Here is a 13,782-nt window from a genome sequence, read left to right as displayed (position 1 = left end):
TGCTCAGGAGATTCTGAATCAGGAATACTCTAAAACCATATATCCATAATATATATTTACCGTCCTTAATACTTACAATATTAAGAGAATTACAGTTACAGTTACAGTTACGGCAGCCATATAATTAGATATTACAGTTACGGCAGCCATATAATTAGATATTACAGTTACGGCAGCCATATAGTTAGATATTACAGTGCCGAAAACAAAAAGCTTGAAATACAATGCTTTGATCTGGAACCTTAAATTTGCTATCCCAGTATAATAAACATATAACGGAATAATCAAGAGAAGTAATCAAACGAAGTAATCAAACGAAGTAGTCAAAAGGAATACGGATAATTAAAAGAAATAATCAAACGGAATAACCATTTCCTGAAGGATAATCGGTTCCTTCTATTTGCCGGATAGGTACTCCATATGTCTGAAGCAATTGAAAACTTAAGTGTAATCCTGCTGACCCTGCGAAAGAAATTGCTTGTAGTTGCTGCAGTCCTTTTTGCAGGCGTTGCTCTTTCTTTTCAGTTTACGGGTCCGCTGATTGAGAGGATGAAAGATGACCTACTGCCTGAGGGTGCAAAGCTGGTGTACGTATCCCCTCTTGAAGTAATGATGTTGAAGCTCAAGCTCTCAGTTATAATAGGGCTGCTCTTTGCCCTGCCTTTTATTGCATTCTATGCTTACCGGGCTGTATCGAGGCGTTTTTCGTTAAGAAGTCCGGTACAGGTCGGAAAGAGCCAGTTTATACTCCTTAGTGCGGGAGCTCTCGTAATGTTTGCCCTCGGGGCGTCGTATGCTTACTTCTTCATGCTGCCTCTCTTTCTGGACTACCTCTACCTGAACGCAGCAGGCTCAGGGGTAACTGCCACCTATTCGGTCTTCAAGTTCATTTCGTTTGCAGCTGCAGGCACAGCTCTTTTCGGGCTGATCTTTGAACTTCCCATAGTACTCACCTTCCTGACCCGGAACGGTTTTATACAGTACATCACGCTTGTAACCTACCGCAAGCACATTTATATCGTCTTTCTAGTAGTAGGAGCTATCATCACCCCTCCGGATGTCCTCAGCCAGGTTATGGTTGCAGTGCCAATGATCATCTTTTTTGAGATCAGCATGGTTGTCGTGAGAGTGCTTGGAGTAAAGAATAAGACATCTCAGCCTGATTCCTCTCCCATACCCAGGGCTTCGGGAAGAAGTTAAGCATACGGAAAGAAAAGACAAAGATAATTGGAAACAGGAAAGAAGCAGGCCAGAAAAGAATAAACATCACTGAATTGCTGTGCTGACCGGATATATACGGATTGAAGGGGATAGGCATGCTTGGGGTTGATGTGATAATAGTTAGAAGTTAACCCAAACACGCCCCCGCAAATCCTTTTCCACACTCGCCTATCTGTTATTATTATTATTATTATTATTATTATGTAACTATTCAGGTATCTTGTTAAGGTTACACAATTTTTCCTCGAAACGAGGAAAAATTGGATATAAAATGAATCATTTTTCTCCTTGATGAAACGTGAAGAGATCCTTGCTCTGTGTGCTTCAAATCCTGAAGTTATTGCTTACATTTTGAGTCTTGAATCTCAGATTAAAGAACTTACTGAAAGATTGATAGTCTTAGAAGCTCGGTTAAATCAAAACAGCAGAAACAGCAGTAAACCTCCTTCTACTGATTTTGTTAAAGAGAAACCTAATCCCAGGAGTCGCCGTGAAAAGAGTGACAGGAAACCCGGAGGTCAAGAAGGTCATCCAGGCACAACTCTTGATATGGTTAATGATCCTGATTAGGTAATTGAACATTTTTTGACCTGCTGCGAAGATTGTGGACATACTCTCGAGAATGTTAAAGTTGAAACTTATGAGAGAAGACAGATTTTTGACATTCCTCCTGTAAATCTAATTGTTACAGAACATCGAAGTCAAATAAAGAGCTGCCCCCACTGCAGAAAATTGAATAAAGCTGTTTTTCCAGAATCAGTAAAGTATCCAGTCCAGTATGGTCCTAATATCTTAGCTTCAGCTGTTTACTATAAAAACTACCAGTTTATACCTTATGAAAGGATTTGTGAGTTTTTTAATGACGTTATGGGGATAAAAATCTGTCCTGCTACTATAATTAAAGCAGAAAGAGAATGTTTCCAGAATTTAGAGGAATTTGAGAACGTTATTAGAGAGAAGTTACTAGCTTCTCCTGTTATCCATTGTGATGAAACTGGGATGAAAATTGAAGGAAAAAGACATTGGCTTCATGTAGCTTCTAATGACAAATACACCTGTTATTTTGCTCACTCAAAAAGGGGATCAGAAGCAATAAATGATATGGGAATTCTTCCAGAATTTAAAGGAATAGCAGTTCATGATGGATGGAAACCCTATAACGGTTATGAATGTGATCATGCTCTTTGCAACGCTCATCTCCAGAGAGAACTTACTGGAATTGAGGATAACTATAAACAGCATTGGGCTAAAGAGATGAATGAACTGTTAACAGAAATGAAAAAATATACTGATGAGTGTAGAGAGCAAGTCAAATATCTGGATTTTGAGCAAATTAAAGCATTGGAAGAAAGGTTCAATGCTATCATCATTAAAGGGATTGAAGAAAATCCACCTTCTCAAAATCCTGAGAAACAGGGAAAACGTGGTAAAAACCCAAAAACCAAAGCAAGGAACTTACTTGACAGGTTTATAGGAAACAAAGAACAGATCCTGAGATTCCTCACTGATTTGGGAGTTCCATTTGAGAATAACCAGGCAGAAAGAGACATCAGAATGATGAAATTACAGCAGAAAATATCAGGAACTTTCAGAACCATACAAGGAGCGCAAGCTTTCTGCAGAATTAGAGCTTACATTTCTACAATTAAAAAGAATGGTTTCAATGTTATAGATGCTATTCTTGCGGCGCTCAACAGAGCGCCGCTATTATCCTGAGAATTACAGCATTTTGCTGAAAAAATATACTTTTTTTATCAGTGGCTGAATAGTTACGTTTATTTTAGAATAGAATCACTGGAAGCTGTGAGTAACTTTTTCCAGAATTGCCACTTTCTTACTGTCTCATACACTTATATTTAAAATGAGATGAGTGCATTATTATAAAGTGTTTAGAGTTCATACATTTGAGCCTACATTTTTTTAGAACCGGGAAAGAAGTTGTAGACCATGGTGGATGTTTAGTTCTTTACACTTATATTACACTGTAATTTTTCATGGAAGTTTAATGCAAATCAAAATGTGTGATGGAGGGCAATATATGTCGAGTAATTTATACCGGAATATTGTGATTGCAACAGACGGATCTGCGAACTCCCGGAGAGCTGTTTCTTGCGGTATTGAGATTGCAAAGCTTAGCGGAGCCACTGTCCACGTCCTTTACGTAGTGGATACACCTTCTGTAATTTCTGAAAATTGGACTGCCTGCAAAGAAACGATCCACGAAGTAATAATGAACGATGGAAAGAAAATATTGTCTAAAGTTAAAAAAATCGTAGAGGACTCAGGAGTGGCGGTAAGAGAGGTTCTTTTAGATGGTCACCCTGGTGATGAAATTATCAATTTTGCAGAAAATAATAACATGGATCTGATAGTAATGGGTACACTCGGAAAAACCGGATTCGAAAAGTTTCTGATGGGAAGTGTTGCAGAAAAAGTAATAAGAGGTTCAAAAGTCCCTGTCATGGTCATCCGAAACGGGAGTTCGGAGAACTTAGGTGTATAAATTAAATGCCAAAAAACGACCTTGCAGAAATTGTCTTAGCTGAGATTTATCCTTCAGTCCTGTATTTTTAAAGTCTTTTCATGAAATCAGGGTGCTACCAGTCATCCAGCACATGCAGAACACATATGAAATTTGCTATATTAAGTTGCATCATGATATAATATGTATTCATTGGTCATCGGTTAAGAACTTATTTCCGTCTCCCAATAGTGTTTTCTATTTCACCTTTTTCATTAAAACCATTTTTCTCTGAACCTTTCTCTATTTACATGTGGATCCAATGCTTGACTTTCATATACACTCATTATCGTTTCAAAAGTTCTTTGAATTCCACATCTATTCAGAATTACTGTCAACAAATCTGATGCATTCTCTGCAAATATTGTGCTCCAACGTAACTGTGTATATTGAGCCATTTTTTCAGGATGAGCAGTATTGTTCTTTACAAGAGAATAAATCCTTCTGCTAACGATTAATGTTAACATTGCTGTCCAGATTAGAGCTTCAATTACCTGTTCATTCTTTGTTTCAAGAACGTCAAGAGCGTATTTGCTTTTTAACTCCTTGAAAAGTAGTTCTATGTCCCACCTTGCTCCATATAATTTTGCAATGTCTTTTGCATTCAAAACATCTTTCTGAATATTTGTGATATATATGTGATGCTTTTCGTCCTCATCATTATATACCGCAACAAGACGTACTTTCATCTCATCCTGTTTTTGTTTGCATTTATATGCTCTTCTTTTGAATGCTATTTTTACAACTGCATCAAGATCTTTTCCAGAAAGTTGTTTAATACACTCACTAACAGGTTTTCCAGCGAACTCTTTGCTTTTTGTCTTAGAAAGTCCTTCTTCAACAGAAACAAGAACAGGATCCATATTCTTCCTTATTCTTGAAACAAAATATCCTCCGTTTTCCTCAACTCTTGCAAACATTTGAGTTTTGTAAAAACCAAGATCAACAAGAAGAATACGGTCTTTAATCCAGGGACCTATTTTCAATGTTTTTATTTCAGCTGTTTTTTCAGAGTACAGAGCAACGGTTTTAGGTCCGTTAGCAACTACACTTACCATAACTCCTACTTTTACTCCAGCAGCTACATTTCTTGCTCTTGCTGCTGGAAACTTGTCTGATAAAGAGGAGTGAAGACGAATAATTGTGCTGTCCTGAATAAGAACATCCTGGAAGTCTTCGAGTTTTTTGCTAAGTTTTCTTCCAGGATCTTTTGCAAGTTCTTCTATACCGTGAATTACACACTGATGGAGGAACTCAACAAGTTCTGGAGTGAATCGATAGTACCAACTGCTGTCGCTAAGGGTTTTATTTGATTCTTTTTCATAGTCTCTTTTCAAACTGGCAAGTGTACGCTGTAAGCGTACACCAAAACCAAGAGTTAAAACCCAAAAAATGATGACAGGGTCAATTTTACGCTCACGTACTATTAGATCAGTTTCTTTAGCAGTCTGCCTTAACCATTCTTCGGGAAACATTTCCCGAAGAGAGTCTTCAAGAGTAGGTGGGGGACGAGGAGACATAGATGCACTAATATTTAGATTATTAATATAAAAACACATACAAGAGTAACTATCTAACGCTTAACCGATGACGCATGAATATGTATTATAAGATTAATAAGCTTATACAAAATTGAATAAAAAAATTTATTTTCATTACCACATAATTCAAGTCCACTTATTAAATATATTAAGTATCTTCTTAGTCACTAAAATTGATTAGTAAATAACAAGTACACCTGTTTTGAGGACTGACAAAACCCTCTTGTATTCAGGGTAAAATTGATTTTTGAGCAACTGGAAAATGTGCGACCTTAAAGAGGTAAGAGAATACAGAACATTAACAATACAGGTTGATGCGTAGCTTAGCTGCAAAAATGAGCCCGAAGTTCTTCAGGAAAATTATCTGAACTGGTTTTAATTAATAGACTATTAACTTTGTTGTTTTACTATTTTAGAGTATAAATATAACTTTTTACTAATATTAGTATAATTCAATATATTTATATTGTTGGTCTCTTAATTCCTATCTTATTATTGGAAGTATTGATATAAAATTTATATAAGTGTGGGGAGAAATTAAATGCACAAATTAGCCACCTTACTGGTGGGTACGCTAATATTGATGGCATGTTCGAGTATCGTGACAGCTGCTGAGATTATTGTCCAGCCAGGAGGCTCTATTCAGTCTGCGGTAAGCAGCGCAAGCTCGGGAGATGTAATTATCGTAAAGTCCGGAACCTATACTGAAAATATCAGAATCACCACAACACCGAATCTGGTAATCAGGTCAGAATCAGGGAGGCCTGAAGACACAATAATTACGGCTAAGAGTTCGGTTACAAGTGTATTTTACTCTGAAGTAAATAATACAACAATTAGCGGGTTTAAAATTACGGGTGTGGAATCTTCCAGTGCAGCTGGAACCTACCTGGTTAGATGCAGTAACTGCACAATAACCAATAACGACCTTTCGGACAATTCTCTTGGGGTATATTTGAGATACTCGGACTACAACAGGATCCTCAATAATGCTGTCCTCGGAAAGAGCAAGGGGATTTATTTACAGGACTCAAACTACAACACCTTATCCGGTAACAGGGCGAATTCGAGTACCCCGTATGGAATTCATCTTTCGCGTTCTCAGAGGAATACACTTTCAAACAATATTGCAAATTCAAACAATTACGGTATTGTGCTGGAGAACGCAAATTACAACAACCTGACCGGAAACACTGTAAATTCGAACAGTGGATATGGCTTATATCTGACAAACTCCAGTAACTGTGGGCTTACCGGCAACACCGCAAGCGGCAACGAGAGAGGTATTTACCTGATAAGGTCAAACTCAACCACAATTTCGGATAATACGGTCCTGGAAAATACTAAATATGGAATTTTGCTCTCTTATTCAAACTATAATACGATCTCCGGGAATACGGCTAATAAAACCACAGGGGGCATTTTCCTGGATTCAGCCGTCGGAAACACAGTCTCAGGTAATACTGTTGCTTCAAACAGCGTTTCCGGCTTATTTATGTGTCCCGGAAGTAGAAGTAACCGTGTTTTCAACAATTATCTAAACAATACCTATAATGCAGATATTCGCAACACAGCAAGTACCTGGAATACAACTAAAACCACAGGTACAAACATTGTCGGAGGGTCCTATATCGGAGGCAACTTCTGGGCAAATCCTTCGGGCACGGGTTTTTCCCAGATAGCTCAGGACGCAAACGAAGACGGCATTGCAGATTCTGTGTATATCGGAAGGAACTTTACCGACTATTTGTCTCTCGTATCCAGGCCTGGAATGCAGCAGCCAGTACTTCCTGTCGCAAACTTTATTACCAACACTACCAGCGGGAATGCACCTCTTGCCGTCCAGTTTACAGACACCTCTCAATACGCAACCGGATGGAAGTGGGATTTTGAAAATGACGGTACAGTAGATTCCAGCATTCAGAACCCGGTCCATACATATGCGGCTGCGGGAACCTATACCGTTAATCTGACTGCAACCAATTCAAACGGCACAGCTTCAAAAACTGCTACAATAACAGTTTCAGAGCAGCCTAAAAAGGTAATTCCTGTAGCAAACTTCACAGCCAATATCACGCAAGGATATACTCCTCTTGCCATCCATTTTACAGACACTTCTCAATACGCAACCGCAATAGGCTGGGACTTCGACAATGATGGACTTACTGACGTGAGCTCTGGAACCGTGGTCTATATGTACACAGCCCCTGGGGCCTATGTGGTTAACCTGACTGCGATTAATGCAAACGGTACGAATTCGAAAGCTATGACGATAACCGTTTACGATCCAGTACAGCCAGTGCCTCCAATTGCAGATTTCACTACTAATACTACCAGTGGCTATGCTCCTCTCGCAGTCCAGTTTACAGATATTTCACAAAATACAGTTTCATGGAGCTGGGACTTTGACAGTGACGGAAGTTCTGACTCAGATATTCAAAACCCTGTTCATGTGTACGAAATCCCAGGAAACTATACAATTAACCTGACCGCAAGCAATCAGAATGGGATAAGTTCAAAAACTGCCGCAATAGCTGTGCTGGAAACAGAGGGAGAAGGAAACGAAGAAAATAAAAATGGAAACGAAAACGAAAATGTAAATAAAAGGCTTCCTGCTGCAGACTTCAGCATGAATGTCTCAGAAGGCTTTTCTCCCCTTTCTGTCCTGTTCATTGATCTTTCACAGAACGCAACCGGAATAAGCTGGGACTTTAACAATGACGGGAAGGTTGAAGTGGACTCTGGGGCCGTGGTCTACGTGTATACAACTCCAGGAGAGTATACAGTTATCCTGACCGCTACTAACGAAAACGGCGCTTCTTCAAAAGCCGCTACAATAACTGTGCTGAAAGAAAGCAGTTCTGGAGGAAGCAGTGGAGGAAGCAGTGGAGGAAGCAGTGGAGGAAGCAGTGGAGGAAGCAGCAGCGGTGGCGGTGGATCTCCGGAACCTGCAAAAAACGTCGATGCTAAAGAACTCTCACAGGTCTTTATCACAAACGGAAATGCTGTTAAATTTGATTTCAAAAAGAACGCAACCTGCATTGCATATGTGAGTTTTGATGCAAAGAAGACCATCGGTAAGACCACAACCATAGTCGAGCAGTTAAAAGGAAAATCCGCTCTGGTTTTCGAACTTCCTTCGGATGAGGTCTATAAGTCCTTTAATGTGTGGGTCGGAAACAGCGGGTTTGCAAGCTCAGAGAACATAGAAAATTCTGTTATCTGCTTCAAGGTTGAAAAAGACTGGATACAGGATAGAAAGATTGACCAGTCTTCCATTGCCCTCAACGTGTACAGCAACAAAGAATGGGAGCAGCTGCCAGTCAGCCTTTCAGGTGAAGATGATAAGTATCTGTACTTTACAGCCGAAGTCCCTGGCTTCTCTTCTTTTGCAATAACAGGAAAGATAGAAACCCTTCTTGAAGAAGGAGTTACCGAAATCGAACCTGAGCAGGAAACTAGTTCCATTGAAAAAGGCGGAAAAAGTACAGGAGCTGATGTTGAAAAAGGAACTGAGCAGGGCGAGAAAATAAAGGTTCCAGGGTTTGGAATGTCTTTTGGAGTAGCTTGCCTGCTTGCAGTATTCATGTATATAAGGAAGTAAACAGCTAACCGAAGCAAAAGTAAAACCGAAAAATCTGGATATTGAAGAAAACTGGTGGAGGAATAAATCTTCACCTTATTTTTATCCCTACCCAATCAGATGCCATCCGAAACTGCGTGGACATCAGACTTACTAAAGATAGTTATTATACTTGGTTAAATATTTATAACCCTGCATATTTAGGTTGCTTGTGCGGATTTCCGCCTAACTGAAGAAGTATCATCCATAATTATCTCTGATGGAGGAGTTAGAATAAATAGACTAATCGTTTTGCTTGCAGCTTTTCTTTTATTTGCATCAATCACGGGTATCGGAACTGCGGCTGAGACCTTCGTCCAGTCAGATGATTCAATACAGGAAGCAGTGAACAGTGCACGTCCGGGGGATATAATAATTGTAAAACCTGGGACTTATGCCGAAAATATTGTTGTAAGAAGGAATAATCTGGTAATCAGGTCAGAATCCGGGAATCCCGGGGACACTGTAATTGAGCCTTACGATCCGGATACGGATGTACTCACAATACAGGCAGATAACATAACAGTTAAAGGTTTCATGATTACCGGGGCAGGAGCCAATTGTTCAGGCGTCTACCTGTATAATTCCAATAACTGCCTTATCGAGAACAACAAACTTTTCAATAACCCTCAGGGAATACACCTCGAATCCTCCGCGAAGAACAGGGTTTTTAATAACGTAATCTCTAAAGGCGGTAAAGGAATTATCATTGAGAAATCCGACTATAATTCAGTCGCACGTAATAAAGTTTCTAAATGCAGGTACGGGATTTATCTCCTGAGCTCCAAAGGAAACAGGATTTTTAAAAATACGGTTCTGGAAAACAGAGAATACGGCATTGTACTTTCGGGTTCCAATGACAATACCTTTTCCGGAAACACAGCTTCTGACAACAGCAGGGGCATCCATATTGGGAACTCTGACGGCAACACGCTCTCAGAAAACTCTATTTTCTCAAACGAAGCCAACGGGCTTTTTGTCTGCCCGAGAAGCGATAAAAATCTTGTTTTCAATAACTACTTCAATAACACTCTCAATGTAGAGGCAAATAACGGGACATCAAATGCTTATAATAAGCCAAAGACCGAAGGCACGAATATTGCAGGCGGGCCTTACATCGGAGGAAATTACTGGGCAATGCCTAACGGAACAGGCTTTTCGGAAACCGCAACTGATGCAAACGGAGATGGAATTGCTGATGAAAGATACAGGTTTGAAACCAGCTATTACATTGATCATCTGCCTCTTGTGGCTTACAAACCTCCAGAACCGGTCCTTCCCGTAGCAAACCTGAGCGTCAATACTCTGGAGGATTATGCCCCTCTCTCCGTGCAGTTTACTGATCTTTCGGAAAACGCAACGTCAAGGAACTGGGACTTTGAAAATGACGGGACCATTGATTCCTCAGATGAGATCCCTGTTTATACATACATAGTTCCCGGAACCTATACCGTTAATCTGACCGCAGCCAACGAAAACGGCACGGATTCAAAACTTATCTCAATAAATGTCGGGGAAGAGAACTTAATGGAGATACAGCCCGGATCAGAGTCTGACGTGCCTGGCGAGGAGAACATGGGCACTACCGGCTCACAGGCTGAGCAAATTTCAGGGCAGGAAGGACTCAGCAGCATGCCTGGCTTTGAAATGATTTACGGAGTCTTCTGTCTGCTTGCCATGTACATATTTAAAGGAACCAGAAAATAACAGGAAGTGAAAAACGAAGTTTCATAGGGAAATAACCTCCTCATAAGAAGAAGCAAACATCACGAAGGAAACAAACATCACGAAGGAAGCAAACATCATGAAGGAAGCAAGCATCCAAAAGTTGATTCTTCATATGGAGGGACCTTGATAAAACCCTGGGAGGCCTTTGAAAAGTATGCAGAAGAATACGATGCCTGGTATGAGAAATATAAACCTGCATACGAATCCGAACTTCTTGCCCTGAGAACATTCCTCCCGAATAATCCGGGAAACCTTAAAACCCTTGAAATAGGAGCTGGAACAGGCAGATTTGCAGCTCCTCTCGGTTTCAGGTACGGACTTGAACCTGCAAGGGCAATGGCAGGGATTGCAGAAAAACGAGGAATTCAAACGGTGCTTGGAGTTGCCGAGTATCTGCCCTTCAAAAAACAGAGTTTTGATCTTATTTTGATTGTAGCTGCACTTTCTCTTTTCACGGACCCGGCACAGGCTCTCCGTGAAGTTTCAGTAGTCCTTAAGCCGGGTGGGAAAATTATCACAGGGATACTTGACAGAAATAGTCTTCACGGAGATTTTTATGAGTCAGGGAAAAAAGAAGGCAAGTTTTCTTATGAGGCACGATTTCTTTCAACTGCTGAAGTATCAGGCTGGCTTATAGATCTCGGATTCGAAGAAATTAAAGTCTGTCAGACACTGTATATGCAGCCTGAGAAAATAGAGCATACAGAACTTCCACAAAAGGGGTCAGGAACAGGAAGTTTTGCTGTGATCTCAGCCAGAAAACCAGTTGAATAACCGACCCAGTTAAATAATTTAACGACTACTCTGCCTGGCCCGAGAAAATCTTCACTTAAACTCGGAGCTTGTTTTAATTCATCTATTACAGGATGCACCCGCAATCTTGTCTGGTGGTCCGTCAAAGAAAAGAAAGGATTAAAAAGAAGAAAGTGAAGCTGGAAAAAGCAGTAAAAATCAATAAATTTACTTGTCAGCTTCTTCTTGATTTTTGTTGATTTCTTATTCGGTTCCCCGGTCACTTATATCTGTTAGTTTATTGCAGGTATCCTCAGTCGTTTTTACTTTATGGCATTTATTTTTTTTCTTTGGCATGAAAGTACATGAGGATATCTTCCTCACGTACTCTCTCTGTCTTCTTTTCCCATAATTGCGAATATTCCACTAATTATTGTTATCCGCTCATCAACCGAAAATATTCAGCCTCAACAATCTTTCTCTTTTGAACTTCTCCCTTTTCATACCCTGTTTCATTTTCGTACATTTCATCATTTATGATAAGATGCCATATTATAGTTGCAATTTTTCTTGCAAGGGCAATAATCGCCTTTGCATATCCAATCGACTTCTTTATTCTGTTAAAAAACTCTTTTAACTTGTTATTTTCTTTCTTGCTGCTGCCTGAGCAATCTGTGTCAGAATCCACCTTGCTACTTTTGATCCTCTCTTTGTAATTCTTCCATTATGGTACTTATCTGCAGATTGATACACATTCGGAACTATCCCAAGCCAGGAAGCAAGTTTATCCCCTGAAGAAAAGTCTTTGAAGTTTCCTATTTCAGCAGTTAGAGTTGCCGCACTCAGTTCTCCAATCCCAGGAACTGACATTTAAATTTCCATTTCATGTTTATGATTTCTATAAACGTAATTGAAAATTTCTCCCTCCAGAATTTCGATTTCTTCATCCAGATGTTTTATAATGTTCAGGCACATCTGAAGCCTTATTGCAGCACTCTGAGAGATTTTTCTGTCCAGAATCTCTCTTATCTGACCAGCTTTCTTCTGAACATTTGGAGAAAGTGATTCTATAATCTGATCAATATTTTTCCTGAAGAAATTCCTGATAGAATTGCTCTTCCATTTTTTTTCCGAAAATGTCTGTTAGCACATCACCTAGATGTAACATTTCAGAAGAAAGAATAGCATGAGCTTCATTTTTTATATCTGTCCTTTTTCTTACAAGAGTTAACCTGAGCCTGACATACGACCTGAATTCCCTGTGCCTTTTAGGAAAAACTCTTGATGGTTGAATCATTTTATTCAATGCAAGTTGTGCAATGACTCCCGAATCTATCTTATCTGTCTTTTTATGTGTAAATGCTTTCATATCTCGCGCATTTCCAACTATAATAGGCAAATGATCTATCAATGCCTCGTAAATCGGAACCCAGAAATCACTTGTTGATTCACGGGCAACAACATCACATTTTTCTGATGTTACCCAATTTTTAAGGTTTAAAATTCCATCATCATCTCTATCAAAATGTTGTAGCTGTTTTTCACCGGATCTGCTGAGAATAGTAGCAATGACAAAACGTTTGTGAATGTCTAAACCACAAGATTTGTTTATTTCTCCTTCCAATTTACATTACTCCATCATTTCTAGGACAGTGGAATTGCCTCAAAGGCAATTTGGCATCCGTGATCAAAGTCACATCTGGGCCTTCGATGGCAATTCGCTGATTAGTTTTTTGACGGTTTCGCACAACCAAAGAAAAGACAACCTTACTGTCCTAAGGTAATGATGGAGTTAATAAACAAAAAAGGTAGGTATAAAGGACTTTCATCTTTTTGGGCATGTTATTCGAAGAATATCATGTGCGTTTTTTGGGAAAGACTGCTCTCCTTCATAGAGCGTGAAAAAACTGTTTATTACAGTGAATGACGTTTTATGGGTCTGAATTTTGGCGAAATATGTCAAATATCCATTTTAGCCTGTATTTCGCTTAGCCTTTTCTTCCCGAGCTCAATAATGTTTATCAGTTCCACGTACTCATTTTCCGGGATAACACTGCCTGGAGACAGATATTTTATAGCATTCCCGTTAGAGTACAGCAAAATTCCGTTCCAGGCTGCAAAATGAGAACCTGACAGGTATTCGCAGGGCAGTTCCCATCTAGATTTTACGTTTTCAAAGCCGTCAAAACGGTAAAAAGCGAAATCTTTTTCCAAGATTCGGGTAAATTTCAGGAGTGAATCAGCCACATTCTCATCCGGTTTTTTGTTAAAGAAAATATTAGAAAGAAGAAAAAATAATCATAGAAAAATAATCATAGAAAAAAAGAAATTTTTTGTTTTTCAGGCTTTTTTTCAGGCTTTTTTTAAACTGTCTTTAAAATTTATTATGAGCCTGTCAAAAGGCAATTAAAACTTGG

General features: G+C 39.4%; 7 protein-coding genes and 2 pseudogenes. 6 read left to right on the top strand and 3 right to left on the bottom strand.

Going from position 1 to position 13,782, the window contains the following annotated elements:
* Window positions 1-420 precede the first annotated feature (420 nt).
* From tatC to ACZ5A8_RS14465, 3 genes and pseudogenes are all read left to right on the top strand, one after another.
* Complete coding sequence (gene tatC / locus ACZ5A8_RS14475; protein WP_464529889.1) at window positions 421-1,200, top strand: Sec-independent protein translocase TatC; 780 nt, start codon at window positions 421-423, stop codon at window positions 1,198-1,200.
* Window positions 1,201-1,509: 309 nt separating this feature from the next.
* A pseudogene (gene tnpC / locus ACZ5A8_RS14470) lies at window positions 1,510-2,937 on the top strand (IS66 family transposase).
* Window positions 2,938-3,259: 322 nt separating this feature from the next.
* A complete protein-coding gene (locus ACZ5A8_RS14465; protein ID WP_229392238.1) occupies window positions 3,260-3,724 on the top strand; it encodes a universal stress protein in 465 nt (154 codons plus the stop codon).
* A 233-nt stretch (window positions 3,725-3,957) separates the two neighbouring features.
* Here ACZ5A8_RS14465 and ACZ5A8_RS14460 read toward each other — a convergent pair whose 3' ends face one another.
* A complete protein-coding gene (locus ACZ5A8_RS14460) occupies window positions 3,958-5,262 on the bottom strand; it encodes an IS4 family transposase (RefSeq protein WP_464529887.1) in 1,305 nt (434 codons plus the stop codon).
* Window positions 5,263-5,824: 562 nt separating this feature from the next.
* On the opposite strand from ACZ5A8_RS14460, the gene ACZ5A8_RS14455 reads away from it, so the two are divergent.
* The 3 genes from ACZ5A8_RS14455 to ACZ5A8_RS14445 all read left to right on the top strand — a co-directional run bounded on the left by ACZ5A8_RS14455 (window position 5,825) and on the right by ACZ5A8_RS14445 (window position 11,407).
* Entirely contained in the window at window positions 5,825-8,887 is a 3,063-nt protein-coding gene (locus ACZ5A8_RS14455) for a PGF-pre-PGF domain-containing protein (RefSeq protein WP_464529885.1), read from the top strand.
* 270 nt (window positions 8,888-9,157) lie between these two features.
* Window positions 9,158-10,612 (top strand): NosD domain-containing protein, encoded by a 1,455-nt coding sequence (locus ACZ5A8_RS14450; protein WP_464529883.1) that lies wholly within the window; start codon window positions 9,158-9,160, stop codon window positions 10,610-10,612.
* 144 nt (window positions 10,613-10,756) lie between these two features.
* The gene (locus ACZ5A8_RS14445; RefSeq protein ID WP_464529882.1) at window positions 10,757-11,407 is read left to right on the top strand and encodes a class I SAM-dependent methyltransferase; all 651 of its coding nucleotides are present in this window, start codon (window positions 10,757-10,759) and stop codon (window positions 11,405-11,407) included.
* Window positions 11,408-11,745: 338 nt separating this feature from the next.
* On the opposite strand, the pseudogene ACZ5A8_RS14440 reads toward ACZ5A8_RS14445, so the two are convergent.
* Both ACZ5A8_RS14440 and ACZ5A8_RS14435 read right to left on the bottom strand, forming a co-directional pair.
* A pseudogene (locus ACZ5A8_RS14440) lies at window positions 11,746-12,989 on the bottom strand (IS110 family RNA-guided transposase).
* A 335-nt stretch (window positions 12,990-13,324) separates the two neighbouring features.
* On the bottom strand, window positions 13,325-13,579 hold the full coding sequence (locus ACZ5A8_RS14435) for a hypothetical protein (protein ID WP_464529881.1): 255 nt from the start codon (window positions 13,577-13,579) through the stop codon (window positions 13,325-13,327).
* Window positions 13,580-13,782: the final 203 nt, after the last annotated feature.

This window comes from Methanosarcina subterranea, assembly GCF_055385895.1.
This window is presented reverse-complemented; position numbering and strand designations above follow the sequence as displayed.